Raw genomic sequence first — 23722 nt, forward strand, 5'->3', positions numbered from 1 at the left:
ACGATGAAAAATCGTAGACACATCATTCAGGCCGGAGCACTCGCAACTGGCGCAACCCTGACGGGCTGCATGAACACTCGAACCAATACAACCAAGGTGCCGTCCTATCTCACGGGCTATGAGGATCTCTATGCGGTCAATCCACGCCAGGCGGCACTGCAGTATTTCCGCGAAGCCAAATTCGGCCTGTTCATCCATTATGGCCTATACTCCCTGCTCGAAGGTCACTGGAAAGGTGAACACTCTAAACCGGCCGAGTGGGTTCAGTTCCGCGGAAAAATCCGCCTCAATGAATATGCAAAACTGACCGATCAGTTCACTGCCGAAAAGTTCGATCCGGATTTCATCACCGACATGGCACTCGGGGCCGGCATGAAATACATTAACCTCACCACCCGACACCACGACAGCTTCTGCCTGTTTGACTCGAAATATACCGACTTTAAAAGCGTCAACAGCGCGGCCAAACGCGACCTCGTCGGCGAACTGGCCGAACAGTGCCAGCAGAAAGGGCTCGGCTTTTACCTCTACTATTCACACGGGCGCGACTGGAAACACCCGCACGCCCCGAACAACGATAAATGGGGCGGCGCGGCACGGCCGAAATATGATCCGCCGGAACCCAGCTATGCCACCGGCGACGACCACGACCTCCAGGTCTACATTGAGTTCATGAAAAATCAGATTACCGAACTGCTGACGAACTATGGTCCCGTCGGCGCCATCTGGCTCGATGGTATCGGAACTCCGCAATCCCGCCCGGAAAATATCGATCAGTTCCAATGTCAGGAACTTTACGACCATATTCATTCCCTGCAGCCGCAGGTTCTCGTTTCCTATAAACAGGGTCTGCTGGGCACCGAGGATTTCAAAGCCCCGGAACGCCACTTCGACGGCGAATCCAATATCCCGCTCGAAATCTGCGATACCCTCCAGCCCTATTCCTGGGGTTACGACAGCCGTGATGATCAGGGGCATAAAACCGCCGACCAGGTCATGGAAATGCTCGAACGCGCGAAGGCGATGAATGCCAACCTGCTGCTCAACACCGGCCCACTTCCCGACGGCTCCATTCACCCGGATGATCTCAAGACGCTAAGAGAAGTCGGCCAACAGATAAAAAAGGGATAATACAGTTTGAACAAAATTAAGTACCTCATCATTGTCGGGCTCGCTACCGCGTCTATCGCCCGGGCGGTCGATTATTATGTCGATGCGTCTTCATCTGCAGGCGGAGACGGCAGTTTTTCCTCGCCTTTCCAGACCATCCAGTCGGCGGCAGATGCCATGGGTGCGGGCGACACCTGCCATATCCGCGGCGGAACATACCACGAACCCGTTTCGGCCAACGGACTGAATGGAACAACCGGCTCGCCCATTACCTTTAAAAACTACAGCAACGAAGTGGTTATACTGGATGGATCGCGCCCGCTAACGGATCTTGGGTCTACCGGATGGACGCAACACAGCGGCACCATTTACAAAACCACGCTGAACACCGATATCTGGCAGCTTTACGTGGATGGTGAAGTGATGATTTCCGCCCGCTGGCCCAATGCAAACTTTGACGACGGGTCGATCTGGGATAAATCGAGCTGGGCCGAAGGGGATGAATCGGCATCGTCCAACGGCCTTGCGGTGGACGACCCGCACGACGGCATCGACCTAGCCGCCAGTGGGCTGGATATGACCGGCGCCATGGCCATTCTGAATATCGGAAGCTGGAAGACCTGGACACGCGAAGTGGCCACCCACACCGCAGGTTCGAACAGCTTCACTTATGCACCGGCCACAACCTACCTGACCTACAGCCACTACTATTATCTGGAAGGCAAACTCAACCTGCTCGATGCCGAAAAGGAGTGGTTTTTCGATACCGCCACTAAGACCCTCTACCTATGGGTTCCCGGGGGAGGAAGCCCTTCCGGGGATATCCGCGGAAAGACCCAGACCTATGCCTTCAATATCACCAATTCACAGCATATCAATCTGGAGGGCCTCGATTTTTTCGGCACCACCTTCCGCTTCTACCGATCGCCGTTCATCACCGTCAGGGATTGCGACCTGCTCTACCCCAGCTGTTCCAAACGCATGCTGGGCATCGTTGCCGAACCCGAAACCTCCACCATCGAGGAGCGCCAGCGTTATACCCAGACGGAATCTGCAGTCATCAACTGCACCTTCAGGTATGCCGAAAGCCATGCACTGCACATGAAGGGAAAAAACAACCTCGTGGAAAACTGTCTTTTTGAATACACCGACTGGAGTTCCTCCGAACTCCCATACTTGATGTCCACCATCCTGATGGATGGAGACGACGCCCTTTTCCGGCGTAACACCTCCCATACGTCCGGTGCATCCGAATTTTTCAGCGTCGGTAACGGCCTGCGTCAGATCATGGAATACAACGATATTTCCCAACATGGATTATTGCAAACCGACGGCGCCGCAGCGCAGGTCACCATCCAGGCTCAGCCCGGAAGCGTAATTCGCTATAACTGGTTCCACGACACGCCGCAACATGGTGCCCGCTTCGACGCCCCCATCCCTCCGGTCACGTGGGGTTCCAACGGCCTGATGCACCACAACGTGGGCTGGAATTGCGGTGCAGATGTGGTGATGATCAAGGGCGAAGACCATTTCTGTTACAACCACACCGCCCTGGACAGTGGTGCAAATGATGTGATCATCCTCGACGATCCCGGCTTTGGCGGAACCCTGACGCGCAACAATGCCGCGGGCAAGCTCTCAGGCCACCGGACCATTTATGCCGGTATCCCCGGCTCTACCGACCACAACTGGAACGGGTATGTGACCGGAACCGACGTCAAAGGCCAACTACTGGAACCGGAGTTCCGGGATTTCCGACCCCGGGCCGGCTCTGACCTCATTGATGCCGGAACGAATGTGGCAGGCATTACCACTGGTACTCTGGGGATGGCGCCCGATATAGGCGCCTATGAATATGGCGCCGACAACTACTGGATACCGGGCTATCAATCCTCTGCCGCCTCCCATCCCATTCCACCAAACAATGCAAGCGTGCAGGACAAGAACCGGGACCTGATCTGGCTGGGCGGATATAAGGGAGCTTCTTTCGATGTATACTTCGGCACCAATGCCTCAATGGTTGCAGCCGCCTCGACGGCCTCGCCCGAATTTCAGGGCAACCAGACCAACAATATTTTTGCGCCAACCTACCCTCCCGGCAACAACACCTGGTTCTGGCGCATCGATACCATTGCTCCAACCGGCACCGTGAAAGGTTCCACCTGGCAATACACCATTCCGGACGGACTTCAGACCGGAGACGTGGTCTCCAGCCCGCTGGACGATTCCTGGGTCTTTCATGGAGATACAAATAACTTCGGATCATCGACTCAGCTGCGGATGCGCGACTATCAGGGTTTCGGGTCGCGTATTTCCTTTCTTAAATTTTCCGTCGCCCTTCCCTCGAACAGTGTAATGTCATCCGCTGTACTCCGAATCCGCACACGCGATAATCCGATTTCCGATACGACGGTTCGGTCAGTCCCTGACAACAACTGGGAAGAGGCAACGATTACGGGTATCAACTATCCCGCCGTTGGCGGCGCGTTGGATACCCGAACCAATCTTTTCTCCCAGACCTGGTACCAATTTGATGTCGGCGGATTTGTAAACAGCACCGGCATCTGGTCGCTTGCGCTCACGTCCCCCCACAATGACAGCGCTCGGGATTTCAACAGTAAGGAAGCCCCCTATGCACCGGAGCTGATAGTCAGCTACACCCTCACTGATTCAGATGGTGACGGCTTGTCTGACCTATGGGAAATCAAGTATTTCTCGAGCCTCTCTTATTCGGATGGCACCGGCGACGCGGACCTGGACGGCCTAAGTGATTATGGTGAATTCATTGCCGGAACAGATCCGACCGCATCGGCTTCAGTACTGGCTGTATCTGTCGTCGGAACAGATGGAACCAACCATTTGATCCTCGATTGGCCCAGCGTATCCAATCGGACCTATGCGGTGTCCGGTACCACTAACCAGACGGTGCCTATATGGCATCCGGTAATAACGAACATTGCCGCAATACCGCCTATGAACTCAGAAACAGTTACCACCGAAAATGCATCCGGTGAATTCTTCCGAATCGAGGTTAAACACAATGCCATCCATGAGCATCCCGAGGCGTAAACGTCTCAGAAAGGCTGCCTTGATTCTTCGGAGCTCTACCGCCGGACGGTTACCGGATTATTCCGGTGCCGGTGCCGTTGATTCACGTTCTACAATGTGAGCGGTAACGCGGATTTCGCGTGGCGCGGACTTCTTTTCCGTATCGCTGATGCGTTCCAGATAGAGTTCAACCGCTCTTCTCCCGATCTCCTCGGGATGCTGGTCAAATGTTGTCAGCGCTGGATTCGTAGCCTGGCTCCACGCCAGGTTTCCACAACTGAGCACAGAAATGTCTGAGGGAATGTTCAGCCTTGCAGTCTTAATAGCCTGATATACTGAAGGGACCAGGCCTTCACTGTAACAGAATACGGCCGTTGGATACTCCTCTTCCTGTAGCGTGGCGATCAGCTCACCGGTGTCTGTGGTATTAAGCGCTAAATCAACCTTCTTGCAGACGGCTCCATCGGCTTCGCGAACCGCTTCAACGAAACCCTGCTCCCTCAGCCGGGCTGTACTCACATTCTCTTTTTCCCCGATAAACAAGAGCCGACGGTGTCCCAGCTCCAGAAAATGGAGCGCTGCATCCCGGCCAATAGAGACATCGTCGCTGCCCACAAAATCGGTTTTGAATTGTGCCATTTCACGGTCGATGACGATCATTGGAATACCGCGTTGATAGATTTCCTGGAAGTAGGCTTGCTCAAACTCCTCAGAACCAACCCTGAGAATAACGCCCTCGACCTGCCGCTCGACTAACTCATGAATAATTTTCTTCTGAATAGGATTCTCAGGCGACACATAGGTTTCCGGGTTCCACGCATGCAGCATAAGGTGTCCATGCTCAATCAGGGCTTCATTAATGCCCTCAACAACCCGACCTAGAAAACCGCTTCCGGATACGGTCACCCCGACCATACGGGTGGATCCTGTTGCCATGCTGCGCGCTGCCGTGTTCGGACGGTAGTTCAGTTTTTCAGCCGCTTCACGAACCTTTAAACAGGTAGTATCGGAATAGAGCGCCTCACTACCGCCGAGAATACGCGAAACCGTACTGACATCCACCCCGGCTTCCTGCGCAACATCTTTAAGGCCAATTCGCCGGGGACGCCCGTTTTTCTTTTCTTTATCGTTTTTAAGCATGCCCTATTATTTCAATAGAAACGGCCAAAAGACGAGCAGTAAAAACAACCGCTTGCACCGTTTATAATGCACTGCATTTGTTCTTTATGCATCCTCCGGTCTGTTCAGAAGAAGACCCTTCTCCTGCCTGCAGTTTAGGTCGTCTGGAAAAGGCTTCGTAGGGAACACCGAACCGATCCGGATCGCGCATAACGTCGCGAGGCCGGACACCTCTCTTGACTGCCTTCTCATCCTATCTACACCCACTCCTTGATGCAGCTCACGTTTACCCACTGCGGAGCATGGGAAACGTGCATTCCATCAAAGCCTCTCCCGGAAATGGGACATGAATCGAATGGCACTCTTATGAGAAGTCCTGTCAATATACAATAATCCGGCGAGACGGATTCCAAACCATTGCCACTTCATTCCTGTCGTGCTCTTATCCGCACTCTTCAATGGATCTGCTTTTGATCCGGTACACTTTAGGATCCGTCATGGGGCGCTGCCATCTTCCTTCCGAGCTATTAAACAAGCCCAAGCATAGGCTTTTGCTCCAGTGCCATGTCGCAGTCTCCCGGCCGGGACATCTATGATGTGACTGGTTTTTCTTCCGACTTATTCTCCTGTTTTTTCCTATCTCTATACGGCCACTAAACTAAGCGGCACGAAGCTGTTCCTTGAGTGTTTGTCGATGACTTGGGTCATAGGCCGCTTGGTCGGCCCATAAGCGATGCAGCATAACTGCAAGCTTGCGGGCCACAGCAACCACTGCGCGTTTTTTAGCGTTCTTTCCGCCCCGTTCAGCGAGCTTGAACCCGAACTCTCTGAGCTCACACTCCGGCCCGAATGCTCCCAAAATATAGTGAGCACACCCGACAAGAAGGCGGCGCAACTCCGCATTTCCAGCCTTGGTTATGGGGAGCTGTCTGTCCGTCTCCCCGGACTGGTCCCGCCGCGGCACCAACCCGAGGAACGGTCCGACATCACGACTTTTCTTGAACCGCTGAGGATCCTCAAGTGTCAGCACGTAGGCCAGCCCCACTCCCTGCACTGCCCTCAAGAGAGCGGTTTCAGGATACTTTTGCGTGCTGATGGCCTTAATTCGTTTATCATATTCCGCGATCTTGCCCGTCTGCCATTCAATGCTTTCGAGCACAAGTTCAAGCTCCTCCCTCAGCTCGCTCGATAGTTCTTCGCGAGCCCGCGTATGAAAACACGTTGCGCTGCATTTTGAAATGCGCTCACCAAAACCCTTGACCACACACCTTACATGAGCGACCTGCATCTTCCGGCTCTTCACCAGCAGTTCCCTTGCCTTAATGTTGATCAGATCGACCTGGGATTCACGGCTACGATGTTGAATTGGATGCAGCAGTTTCCGGTCAAGCCGGGCAATACGCGCAAGCATTTCTGCATCGCGCACATCGCTCTTTTCATTGCTGTCCCAGATCGCCCTCAGCTTGCGAGGATTGCCCACTAAAACCTCATGTCCGAACTGCTTGAGTTCATGGCTTACCCATTGCCGAATGGGTTCCCGCCTCAATGACAATCAGCGCCGGAGCCTGCCTCTTAAAGGCTTTTCGAATCGCTGAGGCCGTGTTGCCTACTGTATTGCGGGATATAACCTGACCCTCATGATCGAGAATGCAGATGCAATGTTTCCGGTCTCCCATATCTATTCCGATTGTGTTACGTTCTTTCATGTCCGGTCTCCTTTTGCACCTTGAGTGCGTTTATTGGTTGAGCGTGATTTTATCACAGCTCGTATGGAGGCCGGACACCTCTATTTACTGACTTCTCATCCTATCTTCCTTAAGCATAACTACCGCCCATTAAGGGAGCAGGCGAGCCGCCTGCGGTACAACTCGTTCCGCTGTCCCTAGTGGCTTTGGGACCCGCTAGAAGCGGGCGATACGGAAAAACGTACCGCAGGCGGCTCGCCTGCCCGAAACAAAGCCAGAAACTGAGATACCCATGCAAACAGTCCTTAAGGAAGTGCTATTCGGACATGAATCTTTTATTTGTCCCTCAGATAAAAAAAAGCGGCCCAACTGGTGAGCCGCTTTTCATCCACTATTTCGTGAACGCTATTTAACGCCGGTGATTTTCAGCGTAAAGACGTGGTTGCAGGGTAACTTGCTTGGGTTGAGGCGAGGAAGTTCCACTTCAATTCCACCATCTTCCTTTTCCCATTCCAGTTCGCCATCAACGCCCAGCATGGTGACTTTGGATCCTTTGCTGAGTTCAATATCTTTAATCTCAAACTCATCCTCATCCGGCAGTTCCGTGATCATGGCGTAGACCGTATCGCCCTTGGCGGTGAAGTAACACTCTTTGCGCGCCTGGCCTTCTTTCGGATATTTAGCCATTTCAATGATCGGATCCGGCACGCCGTGATGGAATTCCTCTTTGGTGTATTCCTTAATTTCACCCGCACTCCACTGGCAGTCCTTTTTCCAACGGCGCGTTTCGAAGATCGCTTCGCCGTTCACTTCGAGCCATTCACCGATCTGGATCAGGCGGTCTTCCATCACAATCGGAATACGGCCGTCGGCGGTCGGGCCGATATCGAGCAGAAAGTTGCCGCCGCGCGATACAATATCGCAGAGCATATAGATCAGCAGCTCTCCGGTATTATAATCATCGAAGGTTTCTACCCGGCTGAAACCGAAGGATTTCCCAATGCCGCGGTTTTCTTCCCAGAGAATGCTAGGATCTGCAAAGCCGGATCCGTATTCCGTAGTAAAATAACCGCCGTGTTTCTTGCGCACCTTGCCCCAACGGTCGTTGATGACGACTTCATCTTTGTTAGGCGCGTGATTATAGAGCCAGGCTAACGCCGGCTTTGTGCCCCACTTCTCATCATCCATCCACCAATCGCCGTCGGAAAAAATGACCGCCGGTTGATATCGATTCACAATATCCTTAATCTGAGGAACCATGACTTCATCAATATATTTTTTACGACCCTCTTCCGGCAGGTTCATCTTGCGCTTAGGACCGGTGGTCGGCTGTTCCGCTTCCGGCCAATAGGGATTAAACCAATCCCAGATGGAATAATAGAGTCCCATCTTAATGCCGCCTTCATCGCGTACCGCTTTGGTCAGGTCGCCGACCAAATCGCGTTTCGGCCCCGAATCAACGGAGTTCCAGGCCATACCGAAACTTGTGGAGGCTTCCTTGCTCGGCCAGAGGCAGTAGCCGTCGTGGTGTTTGGAGGTCAGTACCACATATTTTGCACCGCTGCGCTTGAAGACTTTCGCCCAATGCTCCGGCTCAAACATTTCGCAGGTAAACTGATCGCGAAAATCGGAATATTCAAAATCCTCACCATACACCCGGTTATGAAATTGCTGTGTGGCATCCGCCCGGCCGACAGCGGCAGCATGCTTACCGGACTGATCGCCATCCTTGGCATGCCAATACCATTCGGCATAGGTACCGCGCGGCGCAAACGCCGGAACAGAATAAAGCCCCCAGTGAATAAAGATGCCGAACTTGGCATCCGGAAACCATTGCGGGGTTTCGCGGGAATCGAGCGATTCCCAGGTCGGCTCATAGGTTTTCTCTGCAAAAGAGGCCGTAACGGCCGTCAGAGCCCATGCAGTAATCATCATTTTTTTCATTATTTTCTCTCCGTAAATCATTCTATTGGTTTTTGCCGGGCTTCGGCTCCCAGTTCCGGGTCGGATGATCCTGATCCAGTCTTTGCGGGGGGACGCGTCCATAGGATGGATCATAAATCGGAATCCCCATGCCTTCGGGCGTCTGCCATCCGGCTTTCGGCTGATGGGTGATATATACATAATACGGCGTAGCTTCGCGGCCACCGCCGATGAATAAAGGCGACAGTTCCACCAGCCCCTTTTTCAACTTCACGTTAAAGGTCACCTCTTTGGCGCCCTCAGGGATTTCCCTGGTTTTATCCACATCGGCAACACGCATGCGCGCCTGCTTAAAATCAAATCCTTTATACCCATTGGCCGCATTGATCGGCTTATCGGCTTCGACCGGCCAGCGGCGCAGTGAAATTTCATATTCCCCATCACGGACCACCTCCACCGCCCAGTGGGCCGGCTTGGCCATGGCGCCATGCATGACGTGCGGCTGATACCACGGCACATTCGCCGTCAACCAATCGTGTGAGGACAGGGCTACCACCGGCGATTCGTCCGAACCGATTTTCATATAGCTGGTCAGATGATGTTCACTGGACACCTCTTTCCAGAAGGTTTCATAGTTCCCGCGCAGCTGCTCAAAAACTTCGGGATGCTGGTCTTTCAGATCGGTCAGCTGACCGGGATCGTTCCGGATATCAAAAAGTTCTTCGCCGTTCACCAACCGCCATTGATCGGTCATTACAGCACTCTTGCGCCATTTTATCGGATCCACAACGCGCTGAGATTCCACTACCAATGAACGGTCGGGCCACTGACTTCCATCGGAATAGAGCAGGTCACGAATAGTGGTCCCGTCGAATTCGAGCTCCGGTGCTTCCAATCCGCAGAGATCAATAAAGGTGGGCAGCATATCAAGGTGGGCCGTCAGTTGTTTTACGCTTTTACCCGCAGGAATTTTTCCATCGGGCCAGCGCATGATAAACGGCACCCGATGACCGCCGTCATACTCCGAATTTTTCTGACCGCGCATCCCGGCATTAAAACCGACGCCTTTATACAGTCCGCCGGATGTGCCGTTATCCGTGGTGAAGATCAGAATGGTATTATCGGCAACACCCAGCTCATCCAGCCGCGTCATCAGTTTCGCCATATTGTCATCAATATTGGTCACCATGCCGTAGAATTCAGTCTTGGAAACCCCCTCTTTCCCTTCGTAGGGTTTGGTATACTCCTCCGGACAATAAAACGGGCCATGGGGTGCATTCGGCGCAATATAGGCAAAGAACGGCTGATCCTTTTTAACGTGATCCTCGATGAAGGCGATGCCCTCCTCAAACCAGACATCGGTGCAGAACCCTTCAAACGTTTGCCAGGTTCCATTTTTCATGTAGCTGTCATCAAAATAGTCATTCCCCCAATAATCCGGAGCCTGACCGACCCCGCCGGCGCCATGATAAACCGTATAGGTAAACCCACGATCTTCCGGACGGTACGGATAGCAGTCGCCCAAATGCCACTTCCCGAAAATACCGGTTGCATAGCCGTTATCTTTAAAAATGTCGGCCATGGTCACTTCGCGTTCCCGCAGCATGTTCCGGCCCTGCACCGTATGCCACACCCCGACCCGGGCGGAATACCGGCCGGTCATCAGCGCTGAACGCGTCGGCGCACAGGTGGGATCCACATGATAGTTATCCAACTGAAGGCCCTGAGTGCGCAGGCGGTCAATGTTCGGCGTCTGGATGACGGTGTTGCCATTGCAACCAAGATCGCCATAGCCCTGATCGTCCGTAATCACGATCACCACATTCGGCTTTTCAGCGGATGCAGCCACCGCGCCGAAAACAAGCCCTGTAACAACACATAGTTTCAGTATGTTCATCCTATCCCTATTTTTACTTTTTCGGCGTACGCTTCACATTATGCGTCCAGGTGCCGTCTTTATGCTTCTGCACCATCTGGTTGGAAATTTCGATCGCGCGGGTCCGTTCGGCTTCGCCATATTCCCAGAATTCATTGATCACCTTGTTATACGCAAATTCAGATCCATCCACTTTGTACTGTTTCCGCAACGCCTTCAAATCATCTTTCAGCTCCTGAACCACTTCAGCATATTCCGGATTGTCGTATACATTGTTGTTTTCAGATGGATCCTGCTTCAGATCATACAACTCCCAGGCAGGCGGGGTGTCGGGCTCAGACTCGCCCTTCCATCCGGTTCCATAAAACAGGATCAGTTTATAGCGCTTGGTGCGGATGGCGATATGCGCCGGATTATCATGGGCCGACTTATGCATCTGATAATGATAGTACGCGGCCTTTTTCCAATCATTGGACTCTTTGCCCGATTCAACGATCGATTTAAAACTGCGCCCCTGCATATAGTCCGGCGTATCCACCCCGGCAAACTCCAGCATCGTCGGTGCATAGTCCACATTTTCGACCATGGCGTCGGTACGGCTGCCCGCAGGAATGGATTTCGGATAGCGTACAATAAACGGCATGCGCATGGATTCTTCATAAGCCCAGCGCTTGTCAATATAGTCATGCTCGCCGAGATAGAACCCCTGATCGCCGGTATACATAATGACGGTATTATCATAGAGCCCTTCCGCCTTCAGGTAATCAACAACACGCTTGAGGTTGTCATCCACCCCCTTTACACAGCGAAGGTAGGCTTTCAGATAAAGTTGGTAGGCCTGACGTTTGATATCTTCATCATTCAGGCTGTGATCCATCTTGTCGGCCCACGGCGTTTTTTCGTCCTCGGCATAATTCCGGCGCAGGTTGCGGCGACCGACCGACGTTCCAATGTAGGGCAGCAGTTCATCGTTGTGACCGCGCGTGGCAATCGATCCGTTGCTTTCCCGTTTCCAAAGATTGGAAGGTTCCGGAATTTCCACATCTTCGAGATAGGATTCATACCGCGGGGCATATTCAAAATAATCGTGCGGGGCTTTAAAATGCAGCTTCAGGAAAAACGGCTGATCCGGATCGCGTTTTTCTTTAAACCATTCCAGCGCGGAATCCGCAATGCAGTCGGTAGAGTGGCCTTTCATCTCCACGGCACCTTCAAAGGTTTTCCAGGGTTTATTGCCCCAGGTCATCTGCCGTTTGATCACACCGGTCGCTCCGGTTTCAAAAAAGAATGGATCAAAGTAGTCCCCCTGCCCCTGCAGGACTTTGTAGTAATCGAATGCGGTCGGAAGCGCCTTGAGATGCCACTTACCGATGACCGCTGTCTGATACCCCGCCTTTTTCATTTCATGGGCCAGGTACTGCTTTTCCTCCGGCAGCGGATCGTTCAGCGTCGGACATCCATTAATGGAGCTGTATTGCCCGGTCATGATGCAGGCGCGGCTTGGTGTACAGATGGCATTATGGCAGAAGGCATTTTCCATCACCACGCCCTCTTCGGCCAGTTTATCGATCGTCGGCGTCGGATTCAGCTTCGCCAACCGGCTGCCGTAGGCCCCGATGGCCTGCGAGGTATGGTCGTCCGACATAATAAAGAGAATATTCGGTTTTGATGCCAGGGCCCTCCCACCGAGCATTGCAATGACCCAAACTGCTAAAAGATATTTAATCGTATTCATTCTGATCCCTTATTCAATATTGGATGCCTTTTTACCGCATCTATTCAAAAGACGCCCCCAAAACGGAGTTTTCTCAATAAAATTAACTGCGCACAACCCCTTCAGTTTGATGAAAAAAGCTCCCTCCGGGAATCAAAACCTTTTGACGTCGGTCTGGGTAGAGAACATTTACGAGAGTGAAACGTTGCCTGCAGCGTCCGGTAAACGCTTTCCTCTTCGAGGTTAAGCGTTAACTCTTATGAGAAGGCATGTCAAATTTCAATAATCCGGCGAGGCAGATTCCGATGCTCTGCTTCCCCATTTCTGTCTTGCTCTTATTCGCACTCTTAATGGATCTGCTTATGATCCGGTGCACGGTAGGGTCCGTCATTGGGCGCTGCTATCTACAGAACGAGCTTTTTCGGTGAACCTAAGCATTCGGTTCTGGCTCAAGAACGCTTTCGCAGTTACCCGGACGGGACATTAAATGGTTAGCTGATTTCGATACCCTGCCGTTGTCTCCTTTAAATGATCTCTGTTAGTTGAACTTCCGTTGGGTAAAAATTAAACCGCGTGACTCAACTGCTTTCGTGATAGTTGATAGAAGGGATCGTAGCTCGCTTCATCCAACCAGAGTCGGTGCAGCACCACAGCGAGCTTCCGCGCCACGGCAACAACCGCACGCTTCTTGGCATTCTTCCCGCCGCGCTCGGCCAGCTTCAGCCCGAACTCTCGCAGCTCACACTCCGGACCGAATGCGCCGAGAATGTATTGGGCGCAACCGACCAGCAACCGACGTAGTGCAAAGTTACCCGCCTTGGTAATGGATAATTGCTTATCCGTATCCCCCGATTGATCCCGTTTGGGAACCAGTCCGAGGAAAGGCCCTACATCCCGACTCTTCCAAAACCGCTTTGGGTCTTCAAGCGTGAGTACATAGGCCAGAGCGGTGATCGGCCCCACTCCAACGACCGCTTGCAGCGTTGCGGTTTCGGGATACTTTTCTCTGCTGATCTCTCGAATACCCTTTTCATACTCGGTGATTTAAGCACTCAGCTCCTTAATGCTTTCGAGCACGGGTGCTAGAACTTCGAGCACTTCCGCGGAGAGCTCTTCATCGGCATGGTTATGAAAACTTTTGGTAGAACATTTAGACACGCGCTCCCCTAATCCCTTGGCCACGCACCCGACATGGGCGATCTGCATCTTCCTGGTCTTCACCAGTAGATCACGGGCTTTGATATTGAGTAGGTCAAACTGGGACTCTCTTCCGCGGTGCGTTATTGGATATAGAAGCTTCGGATCAACGCGGGCGATGCGAGCAAGCATTTCGGCGTTGCGCTCATCACATTTTTCATTGCTGCTCCAGATTGCGCGTAACTTACGCGGATTCCCCACCAGCACCTCGTGGCCCATCTGCTCAAGTACCCGGCTTACCCAGGCCGAGTGCGTACCCGCCTCAATGGCAAACAAAGCAGGCGCTTGGTTCTTGAAGCATTTACGAATCGCCGCCGCGGTGTTGCCAACCGAGTTGCGCGAAACCACCTCGCCCTCAGGGTCAAGTATGCAAATGCGATGTTTACGATCTCCCATATCCATTCCGATTGTGTTACGTTTTTTCATGTCCGGTCTCCTGTTGCACCTTGAGTGCGTTTTTTGGTTGAGCGTGATTTTATCACAGCTCGTATGGAGGCCGGACACCTCTCTTGACTGCCTTCTCATCCTATCTACAGCTGCAGCAACTTAAAAAAGTGCTCATTGAACAATTGGAAGATCAGCCCGGTACATTTGCCGAATTTAAACCAACGGCTCAACTTTCAGGAAAATAGTTTCCAGAGATTGGAAGACACAAAGGACAGCCTCCTCACGAAGCTGTCCTTTTTTGGTTCTTCGTGAGATTTTAGTGGCAACGAATGAATGGACACGAAGTGAGGCTGGCGCAACGCGACGGCAGCGAAGCGGCAACCAACGAATGTAGGAAAAGCAACTAATGCTCCCTTCATGGTTCCGTCGCGATGAAGCGTGCCTGGGTTGTGGCTGCCTCTTTTTGAAGCCTCCTGTTCTTGCAGATCTCTCAATTATTCCCGCCTGTTTGATTAGTTGCTAATAATGTTCCGATGGGAGAGACGGAGGAACTTGAAATCACCAACTTCACCATGAAAATATTCGAAGAACCTTTTTTGTGTTTTTTATGATTTATGTATAAAATCGATCCTTACGTGGAGTTCTATAGTTAAACCATTTTTTACAGCAGAACCTTAAACCGGGATGGATGAATGAAATTAACAATGACAATGCTGGCGCTTGCCACCACTACTGCGGTGTGGGCAGAAGATAAACCGAAATTTGTAAATACCGTCGAATCGCTGCAGCAGTATGAATGCGCCGACTGGTTCCGTGATGCCAAGTTCGGCATTTATCTGCACTGGGGCGCCTATTCCGTTGCCGAACAGGGCGAATGGTATGCCCGTAATCTCTATATTGAAGGTCGCCCTGAATATGAGCACCATCTGAAGACCTACGGTCACCCTTCTGAATTCGGCTACGCCGATTTCATCCCGATGTGGAAAGCCGAAAACTTTGATCCCGATGCGCTGTTGGCTCTGTTTAAGCGGTCAGGAGCTAAATATTTCACCCCCTGCGCGGTGCACCACGATAACTTTGACCTCTGGGACTCGAAGTATCATGTATGGAATTCGGTCAAAAAAGGTCCGAAAAAAGACCTGATTCAGATGTGGAAAGATGCCACGCACAAAGCCGGTCTCCGTTTCGGGGTCACCACCCACCTCTCCCGCTCCTACAGCTGGCTGAATACGGCAAACCAGTCGGACACAGAAGGACCCAAAAAAGGCGTTCCGTATGATGGAGCCCAGGGCAAAGCCAAAGGCCTTTATCCGTCCAATGACGGACAGAGCACCCACCCGCGTGCCCCGTTCGATGCTCCACAGGAGTGGCGCGACAACTGGGCCAAGCGCATTAAACAGCTGATCGATGACTATGAACCGGATCATCTTTATTATGACTGTGCCGTTCCCTTCCGCGGTGAAGACGCCGGAGCAACCGGCATGGATGTCATTGCTCATTTTTATAATAACCGGCCGGAAGGCGTCATGTGCATCAAAGAGCGTCCATGGCAGGGACTCTATGCCGACGGCATTGCCACCCTCGACTATGAGCGCGGTAAAGCCGCAAGCATTCTCGAACAGCCCTGGCAGACCGATGATTCCATCGGGTCCTGGGGCTATAAAGCAGGCACCCCTTATATGACACCCGACCTCGTCGTCGACAAGCTGATCGATATCGTTTCCAAAAACGGAAATATGCTGCTGAATATTCCGATTAAAGCCGATGGCACATTGGATGCAGAAGCCACCGAACTGCTGAACAAGGTCGGCGATTGGTTTGATGTCAACGGCGAAGCGATCTACGGCACCCGTCCCTGGTATATGTTCGGCGAAGGGCATAATGAAATCGGACACAAAGACCTGGAATCACCGATGACTGCCAAAGATTTCCGCTATACCACGAAAGGCGATACCCTTTATGCCTTTGTTTTGGATTGGCACAACGCGAAGAAAAAACCGGTTGTACTTCCAAACCTTACCGCCATGAATACCCGGATAACCGAAGTGGTTTCCGTTGAAATGCTCGGGCATGAAGGCGATCTGAAATGGGAAAATCATGCCGATGGGCTCCAGGTCTGGTTCCCCAATGAAAAACCGTGTGACTATGCTTATGCCTTGAAAATCGGGTTCAAAAAATAGTTTAATTACATCTCATCGCCCTCGTGGCATTTCCAGCCTTTGGACTATCCAAAGGTTGGAATTTTTAATTTAACACCGTTAGGAGAGCACCATGTTTAAACACCTGTTGATTGCCGCAGTGGCCGCCGCAAGTATCTGCGCCGTGGCTGAAACCGAAAAACCCAACATCCTGTTTATTTTTGCCGATGACCTCTCCTATGAAACGATCGGTGCTTTCGACATACTCGACATTGACACCCCCCATTTGGACAGCCTGGTTGAGGCCGGCACCACCTTCACGCATGCCTACAACATGGGCGCCTACAACGGGGCCGTCTGTGTGGCCAGCCGTGCCATGCTCAACACCGGCCGTTTCGTCTGGGGCACCTATCAGCACGACACCGGCCCGAAAATGAAAGCAGAAGTCGAAGGCGGTCGCATGTGGTCGCAGCTGATGAATAAAGCCGGCTACCGCACCTATATGACCGGTAAGTGGCATGTTAAAGCCCAGCCTTCGGACATTTTCGATGTAGCGGCCAATGACCGCCCCGGCATGCCGAGAGACTTCTGGCGTCAGGGATCCGCCGATGGGATCAAGCCAAAGCATTACGGATACTTCCGTCCGGTGGATGAAGAGGATTATAAAAACGGCTGGAAACCCTGGGATACCTCGAACGGCGGCTTCTGGGAAGGCGGAAAACACTGGAGCGAAGTGGTGGCTGATGATGCACTCGATTTCATTGCCGATGCAAAAGAACACGAAGAACCCTTCTTTATGTATGTCGCATTCAACGCAGCCCACGATCCGCGGCAGGCTCCGAAAGAATATATTGATCGCTACCCACTTGATCGCATTAAGTTGCCGGAAAACTTTGTTCCGGCCTATAAATACCAGGATGAAATCGGCTGTGGAAAAAGTCTGCGCGATGCGGCCCTCGCCCCCTTCCCGCGCACCGAGTTCGCTGTAAAAGTACATCGTCAGGAATATTTTGCCCTCATCACACACATGGATGACCAGATCGGTCGCATTCTCCAAGCCCTGGAAGAATCAGGAAAAGCCGACAATACCTATATCGTTTTTACCGCCGACCATGGACTGGCCGTTGGACGACACGGGCTGATCGGCAAACAGAATATGTATGATCACAGTGTCCGCGTTCCATTCATGGTCGTTGGTCCGAATATTGACAAAGGGACCGAAAATACAAATCCGATCTACCTCCAGGATATCATGCCGACCAGCTTGGAGCTGGCCGGTGCGCCGATTCCCGATTATGTCGAATTCAAAAGTCTGAAAGCGCTGCTTGAAGGTAAAAAAGCGGAGCACTATGACTCCATTTACGGTGCCTATAAAAATCAGCAGCGTATGATTCAGAAAGGCGACTGGAAATATATCGCCTATCCCACCTGCGATGGTGAACGTCTCTACAACATTAAATCAGACCCCTTCGAAATGAAGGATCTATCCACGAATCCTGAATATGCCGCCAAAATGAAGGAGCTGCGGTCCGGACTTCTTGCCCTCAGTACCGACCTGAACGACCCGCTCGACTACAACGATCCGGTCACCAGCTGGAAAAAAGCAGCGCCTTCAAAATCAAAAAAAGCGGCTCATTGATCTTCAATAGCCCAAAGGTCTTATTCAGTGTTTTATAATGCCTTAAGTGTTCGGTCTAGTTGGATTTTAACTTCGGTTGCCTACAACTGGTCGACCTGATTGGATTTGAACTTAGGGTGCCTACAAACCCATACCCCATCTTTTGTCAGCAAAAAAGAAGGGATGGGTATTCCACCGCCTTCTTCCCGGCGGCCTAGGCCGCCTTGCGCTTCATCAGCGCTGTCCACCATGCAATGGCTTTCATGGTTCTCCTTTCCCGCTTTCGGACTCTTCGAGTTCACGCAGCATTTCCCTTTGTACCCGTTCCAGGGTCTGGATGATTCCGGCATCGGGGTCATGCAGGACATACAACTCGAGTTCATCCAGGTAGCCATTGAGCGCGGCCCTGAGAACCGGTTCATTCTCATGACGGAGCCGGGCGTGGTCCACCACGTCCCAGGCCATCAATCCAACAGCCAGCCACCAGGCTCCACCGCGGACCACCTTTCGCCCTACCATTCCCGCTCCGCCTTCAACTAGGTGTTTGCCGGTCGTCCTCAAGACCAACGCCCTTACCTGTCCGGCGGATGCCCGGGCGACCCGCGCCACGGCCAGACCGCCACCGGCAATGGTGGCCTTGGTAACAACCGGCACCTGCCTAGGCCCGCCCTCTATTATGGCCAACGTGAGGTCGGAGACGTTGGCGAGGTGCCTTTCCCATTCCATATCCGGTATCATAAAATCAGCCTGAAGGCCTTTGAGCTGGGTGCTCAATTCCAACAAGTAGACCTCAATACATTCACGGGTAACGGCCTCGACCTTGAGCTGGGCGGATTGGGGTTGCAGGACGCGGGCGGCATACGCCTCCTCAATCTGCTTCCCCAACCGCTCACGGGCACTCGGTTGCTCTCCTGCCAATGCTTCAACCGGCGGGAGATCAGCCAATACATACCCAATACTTTTCATGGCCCAGGCATTCTGGTTCCAGTATGACAGTACATATTCACAATACCCGTCCGTCCTGGAACGCAGTTGCCTTATCCACTGACCCACTGCGGTCTCTGCATGCCTGACCGCCTTGTCATGGGCGGAAAGCACAGCCGCCCGGATACGGACATCGACCTCCTGCCAGCTGACCACTTTAACGGTCTGCGTGCGCGGAAGCTCCGTATTCGGCTTCTGACGACCTCTACTGCAGAAACGCAGCGAGACCAGCATGAGCACCAGCAGTGCGCCGAGGGCGAATTTCCATTGGAGGGAAACGCGCAGCCTTCGCACCGGCCGCCGCGGACGCGGAGGATAATCGCCATATTCGTCGTAATCATCGTCGTACATGGCAAACCCCACTAACTGTTTCTGTTTTCATTTTATGCTCCTGTTAACGTTTCTTTTCTGATGGCGGAGATGCTGTCCATGAACAGTTCATATTCATGGGCGGCAGATCCCCCCTCTTCTATCTCCCCGACAGCCAGCGTATAGAGATCGATGATCTCGCAACGGTGGCCGGGGAATTGCCGGATGGCGGCACGGGCTTCGATCAGCAGTTGCTTTTCGTAGTCCATTAAGCCGCCTTCCTTTCGGCCACCATGCCGTCTGCAACCGGTTGAGCTGCCATAGCCTTTTCCTCGAGATTGCCAAGGACATAGTCATAGGCTTTCTGTGCCTGACTACCGGCGGTGATCAGCATGGATGGATCGGCTTTCAACCGAGCCAGCCAGCCCTTCAGGTAGGCAGTGGAGTTCTCTTCGGTCTTCGGCAGAATGCCGCAGTGGCCACAGAGGAACGCCGCGCCGAGTTCGGCAACAAGCTCTTCCTTGGCATACGGATCACTGCCGAACCGATTGGGCTCCATGATGGCCTTGCGGGCCAATCGCTTCGCAGAGCCGGTCGCATGAACACATTCGTGCAGGAGAGCTGAAAAATAGCTTTCTCCACTAACGAATGTTTCCGGTGACGGCATACTGACCGTATCGGTCGGCGGGCAGTACGATGCCGCCTGCCTCCGGCCATGTACAATGTGCGGAGGACACGGCATATTCGCGACCACCGCTTCCACCTCGGAAATCGGCGTATGTACCCGCTTCGGCACTTCCACTTCAGGTACCTTGCCGTCGAGCCCTTCGCACTGCTCCGCTGCATTCCAAACCTTGTAATACCTCAACATTGCGAATGACCGTTTACCGTCATCAGCCGTGTCATCGTCCTTCTCAATAATCTTGAAGAATGTGACAACATTGCCTTTTTCATGCTTACGGATCCGACCACCGAGTGCGTTGACCTGCTTCAGCGACAAAAACCAAGGTGAGCTGAACCCCATCATGTGCAACAGGAACACGTTCACGCCCCGGTAGTTTTTCTTACTCACCAGGTTCCGTGGCATCGTCGATACCGATGTCCACGGCTTCTTCCAGGGCAACTCGCCCGTTTCATTGATGCGGTCGATCAAACGCTGCACGACCATTTCGTTAATCTTAGCGCTCATGGCGCCTCCTTTCATTGGTTGTTAAAATTAAAGGCGGCCATCCCTCCATCGGGGATGGCCGCCGGCTTCCTCATGTCTCCCAGGGGTAGTCACGCTTGGCGGAATAAGGGTGAGGCCGCCCCTGGGGACGGCCTCGTGTCCTGTACTAAACTTTGGAACGCGTTCCAAAAGTCTGCCTTGCTTAGAACAAGTCTCGACATAATAACCTAGAACTTTACGAGACCTGCTTCACGCAGGGACAGCGCGGTCTCGCCTAGGATCACATGATCCAAAACTTTGATCCCCATAATCTCCCCGGCACTCACCAGCTGCCTGGTAATCTTGATGTCCTCGGCGCTCGGAGCTGGATCTCCAGACGGGTGGTTGTGGACCAGGATCACGGACGCCGCGCTGCACATTAGCAGACATCGGAACACCTCTCTTGGATGTACGAGTGCAGAGGTCAATGTGCCCAGCGAAACGATATGCTTCTCAATGAGCCGCTGCTTCGCGTTGATGGCCAAAAGGCAGAAGCATTCCTGGGCAGCGCTCTTCAGTTCCCCCAGGCAATTCTCCACATGTTCCGGTGATGTAATCAGCGTACCGTCTATCTCCGATTCACGAACCATCAGTTCAGTTTCCAGTCGTAGGACCATCTTATTTTTCTCCTTATGTTATGTTTATGAAATCGATGCGTAGAAACCGTGATCGGTGAATGGAGCCAAGGTTTTGGCATATTGGAATTTTTGAGCAGCTGACGTTTTTATCAACGCACCAATTCCTAGGCGGGTTCCGGGAGGGCTAAACCAACCGTTTTCGAGGAAACTCGCGTTTACCCCCATGTTCACTGGTGAATCTTCGGGTCAAACACGGTGATCCCGGAACATTTCGGAGGCCGATGAGAAGAAAAACGGATGACAAACGCCGAAAACGCCTGTCATCCGTGACAAATAAAACCCACTCAGCCCCGAAAAATGCACGAAATCGCATGCCGGAAACCGCGATTTCGAAGGTTTTGTGTAAGTGGTCCAGAAGGTTTTGGCATTTTGCCTACGCGGCCATGACCGCCGGTTCTTCCGCAGACCTGCACCACTCCGCACACGCTCCGGCATAGGGGCATCCACTGCACCCAAACGAATCCAGATTCGCGTAATGCAATCCATGCTCCACTATGGCATCCGCTTTAGCCACCAGCTTCGACAACAGGTTCCAATCTCCGGTGCCTCTCATCGTACTGTGCTGTTCGAATACAGGTCGGACATTTTTAACGGCCACGTCAAAACGGACACCAACGTTCTCCCCGTGCTTCATGCTATAGGCATAGGAGTAGGCCGTGGCCTGCAGGGATTTTCCTGCCCGGTTCTTGGCCCAACGGGTCGCACTCGTCTTCCAGTCAACCACCACCGGAGCGCCATCCTTACCACGTATTACCAAGTCGAATTCCCCTACTAGAGGCTTGGACATGAAACGGCCATTATACCTCACGGGTACCGCGAACACCTCGCTGATGCTAATGACCTCCTCATCGGGATCAACGTGGTCATACGCGAGCCTCACGAGCTTCCTGCCCTGCTCCTCTATGCCATCGGCATCCAGTTTGCCATACCGGACATTCTCCTTACCCACCGTACTGCGCCAGTCACTGGTAAAGAGCTCGGCCACGTCATCTACCGACAACGGCGAACCTTTCATTATACCGTTATACATCGTCGTCAACACCCTATGATAACAGCTTCCATACGCAAGGCTGACCGGAGTATGGCTGGGTTTCAGTTTATCCACCTTCTGGAATTTCCAGGCCAACGAACAGATAAACAACAAGGACTGCAAACTGCTGTAGCTCCAATGCGGGCGTTTTCTTAACTCTTCCAACTTCATTTGTTTTCTCCATATACATAACAGCCCCGCCGTCCACTGGGGACAACGGGGCTGTTACAGTCATGTTATTAACTACGCCGCCTTCTGCTGCTGCATGTGATCAATCATTTTACTGCATGAAACTCTATCCAGCATGTAAATTGAATCGACCCCGAACCGCTGCTGCACCTCGGCATTCAGCTGCGCCAGCGTCACATTCCGCGCGGTTGCCAAATCGAGCAGGTAGGCGGTCTGCTTTTGACTGGCTGGCCCTTCAGGCGCACGCTGACGCCTTTGCTGCCCCTGCCGTTGCGGGAGCCGCGTTACTTTTCCGGATATCTGCTCGTCAATGGCCTGCTCCAACCGTGCATATGTCTGATGAATTTCAGACTTTAACTGCTCCGCATTCAGGTCACTCGGCAATTCTTTTTCCAACGATGCATGATAGCTTTTACTGGAGAACTCACGATCTCCAGGCTCCTTGCGCCCTACCGACGCCGTCAATCTCGTAGGCATGATATTACCTCCATGGTTAATTACGAAAAAGGGCTGCTGGCACCAATGCCGAACAGCCCACTCACTGAGATTCTGTGTGCAGAACCTCTCTATATTATTTTTCCCGTTTTGCTCTCCAATTTAACCTAGAGCAATTTAATTTAAACTGTAGCCGCATGAGGCAAACCAACCTTGAGCATCCGCCGCACTAACGCACCCTAAGGCAGCGCCGATCGCATCAAACAGAGATTCCAGGGAGCGCGCTTTTTCCCCGCGAAGCAATTGCTTTACTTTGCTCCACATCTTTTCGATGGGATTGAGATCAGGACTGTAGGGCGGAAGGAACCAAACCTCTGCCCCAGCTTCTTCGATCAACTGTAACGAAGCCTTGTCCTTATGAGCCGAGAGGTTATCAAGCACAACGATATCGCCCACTCGAAGAGTCGGAGCTAGAACCTGTTCGACATAGGCACGGAATACATCGCCGCTTGTGGCGGCATCAATCGCCATGCAGGCTGTTTCTCCGTTGAAACGAATGGAGGAGATCATGGTGGTGGTACACCAATGGCCATGCGGGGCGTGATCGTAAGCCCGCTCATTTTTCGGCGAGCGTCCGTACAGCCGAGTCATATTGGTCTTGGCTCCAGCCTCATCAATAAAGACCAACCGAGCAATGTCAAGTTGCCCTTGCATGGCCATCCACTCAGCCCGTGCGAGTTTCACGTCTTCGCGCCCTTGCTCGCTGGCGTGAAGCGTTTTTTTTAAAGCTCATCCCCATGTCCTTGAGTACATAGTGAATGGCAGGCAGCGTGCAATCGAGCTCCAGTTGCTCTCGGATCTCCCACAACGTGATATCAGGTTGCCGATCAATCAGCGTTTTCATCTGCTTCCGGTGCTCTTGGGTGAAGTAGGGTTTTCTTCCTGAATGGCTGTGAAGCGGGGCGATATCGCCGGTTCGCTTCCGTTGCGAGAGGAGCTTCTTTACCATACCAAGCGATACCTTGTATCGGTCAGCAATGTCCTGCCGGGTTCCTTCTCCGGCATCGTAGGTGGCCAGAATTCTCTGGCGTAGATCCAGTGATAGAGTGCTCATG

General features: G+C 52.6%; 20 protein-coding genes. 4 read left to right on the plus strand and 16 right to left on the minus strand.

Annotated features, from left to right (window positions below):
* Positions 1–3 precede the first annotated feature (3 nt).
* Positions 4–1131, plus strand: a complete 1128-nt coding sequence (locus E9954_RS27000; protein ID WP_136082414.1) for an alpha-L-fucosidase — start codon at positions 4–6, stop codon at positions 1129–1131.
* Between the two features lie 6 nt (positions 1132–1137).
* Positions 1138–4179 (plus strand): CBM96 family carbohydrate-binding protein, encoded by a 3042-nt coding sequence (locus tag E9954_RS27005; RefSeq protein WP_136082415.1) that lies wholly within the window; start codon positions 1138–1140, stop codon positions 4177–4179.
* A 57-nt stretch (positions 4180–4236) separates the two neighbouring features.
* Here E9954_RS27005 and E9954_RS27010 read toward each other — a convergent pair whose 3' ends face one another.
* The 8 genes from E9954_RS27010 to E9954_RS33155 form a co-directional block, all read right to left on the minus strand.
* Positions 4237–5298, minus strand: a complete 1062-nt coding sequence (locus E9954_RS27010; RefSeq protein ID WP_136082416.1) for a LacI family DNA-binding transcriptional regulator — start codon at positions 5296–5298, stop codon at positions 4237–4239.
* 637 nt (positions 5299–5935) lie between these two features.
* Positions 5936–6757 carry an IS110 family RNA-guided transposase gene (locus tag E9954_RS27015; RefSeq protein ID WP_246046749.1) on the minus strand — a complete coding sequence of 274 codons (822 nt, stop codon included), beginning with the start codon at positions 6755–6757 and terminating at the stop codon, positions 5936–5938.
* Positions 6758–6785: 28 nt separating this feature from the next.
* On the minus strand, positions 6786–6983 hold the full coding sequence (locus tag E9954_RS33145; RefSeq protein ID WP_222847335.1) for an IS110 family transposase: 198 nt from the start codon (positions 6981–6983) through the stop codon (positions 6786–6788).
* Between the two features lie 384 nt (positions 6984–7367).
* Positions 7368–8906 (minus strand): alpha-L-fucosidase, encoded by a 1539-nt coding sequence (locus tag E9954_RS27020; RefSeq protein WP_136082417.1) that lies wholly within the window; start codon positions 8904–8906, stop codon positions 7368–7370.
* Between the two features lie 22 nt (positions 8907–8928).
* Positions 8929–10782 carry an arylsulfatase gene (locus E9954_RS27025; protein WP_136082418.1) on the minus strand — a complete coding sequence of 618 codons (1854 nt, stop codon included), beginning with the start codon at positions 10780–10782 and terminating at the stop codon, positions 8929–8931.
* Between the two features lie 13 nt (positions 10783–10795).
* Positions 10796–12496 (minus strand): sulfatase family protein, encoded by a 1701-nt coding sequence (locus tag E9954_RS27030; RefSeq protein WP_136082419.1) that lies wholly within the window; start codon positions 12494–12496, stop codon positions 10796–10798.
* Positions 12497–13039: 543 nt separating this feature from the next.
* Complete coding sequence (locus E9954_RS33150) at positions 13040–13519, minus strand: transposase (protein ID WP_342793906.1); 480 nt, start codon at positions 13517–13519, stop codon at positions 13040–13042.
* On the minus strand, positions 13520–14098 hold the full coding sequence (locus E9954_RS33155) for an IS110 family transposase (protein ID WP_222847337.1): 579 nt from the start codon (positions 14096–14098) through the stop codon (positions 13520–13522).
* Between the two features lie 653 nt (positions 14099–14751).
* Here E9954_RS33155 and E9954_RS27040 point away from each other — a divergent pair.
* Together E9954_RS27040 and E9954_RS27045 are read left to right on the plus strand one after the other, a co-directional pair.
* The gene (locus E9954_RS27040; protein WP_136082420.1) at positions 14752–16239 is read left to right on the plus strand and encodes an alpha-L-fucosidase; all 1488 of its coding nucleotides are present in this window, start codon (positions 14752–14754) and stop codon (positions 16237–16239) included.
* 91 nt (positions 16240–16330) lie between these two features.
* Positions 16331–17836: a sulfatase-like hydrolase/transferase gene (locus tag E9954_RS27045; RefSeq protein WP_136082421.1), complete on the plus strand. Its 1506-nt coding sequence runs from the start codon at positions 16331–16333 to the stop codon at positions 17834–17836.
* 240 nt (positions 17837–18076) lie between these two features.
* On the opposite strand, the gene E9954_RS27050 is transcribed toward E9954_RS27045, so the two are convergent.
* The 8 genes from E9954_RS27050 to E9954_RS33165 form a co-directional block, all read right to left on the minus strand.
* Positions 18077–19150, minus strand: a complete 1074-nt coding sequence (locus E9954_RS27050) for a hypothetical protein (RefSeq protein ID WP_136082422.1) — start codon at positions 19148–19150, stop codon at positions 18077–18079.
* A 32-nt stretch (positions 19151–19182) separates the two neighbouring features.
* Positions 19183–19377 (minus strand): hypothetical protein, encoded by a 195-nt coding sequence (locus E9954_RS27055; protein WP_136082423.1) that lies wholly within the window; start codon positions 19375–19377, stop codon positions 19183–19185.
* A complete protein-coding gene (locus tag E9954_RS27060; protein WP_168442629.1) occupies positions 19377–20297 on the minus strand; it encodes an ArdC family protein in 921 nt (306 codons plus the stop codon). Before E9954_RS27060 ends, E9954_RS27055 begins: the two co-directional genes overlap by 1 nt.
* Positions 20298–20503: 206 nt before the next feature.
* Positions 20504–20932 (minus strand): JAB domain-containing protein, encoded by a 429-nt coding sequence (locus E9954_RS27065; RefSeq protein ID WP_136082425.1) that lies wholly within the window; start codon positions 20930–20932, stop codon positions 20504–20506.
* A gap of 394 nt (positions 20933–21326) precedes the next feature.
* Positions 21327–22154 (minus strand): PD-(D/E)XK nuclease family protein, encoded by an 828-nt coding sequence (locus E9954_RS27070; RefSeq protein ID WP_136082426.1) that lies wholly within the window; start codon positions 22152–22154, stop codon positions 21327–21329.
* 72 nt (positions 22155–22226) lie between these two features.
* Positions 22227–22649 carry a hypothetical protein gene (locus tag E9954_RS27075; RefSeq protein ID WP_136082427.1) on the minus strand — a complete coding sequence of 141 codons (423 nt, stop codon included), beginning with the start codon at positions 22647–22649 and terminating at the stop codon, positions 22227–22229.
* 135 nt (positions 22650–22784) lie between these two features.
* Positions 22785–23351 (minus strand): IS630 family transposase, encoded by a 567-nt coding sequence (locus E9954_RS33160; RefSeq protein WP_222847015.1) that lies wholly within the window; start codon positions 23349–23351, stop codon positions 22785–22787.
* Positions 23332–23721 carry an IS630 transposase-related protein gene (locus E9954_RS33165; protein WP_222847016.1) on the minus strand — a complete coding sequence of 130 codons (390 nt, stop codon included), beginning with the start codon at positions 23719–23721 and terminating at the stop codon, positions 23332–23334. Before E9954_RS33165 ends, E9954_RS33160 begins: the two co-directional genes overlap by 20 nt.
* Position 23722: the final 1 nt, after the last annotated feature.

Source organism: Pontiella desulfatans (assembly GCF_900890425.1).
In the GTDB taxonomy this organism is placed as follows: domain Bacteria; phylum Verrucomicrobiota; class Kiritimatiellia; order Kiritimatiellales; family Pontiellaceae; genus Pontiella; species Pontiella desulfatans.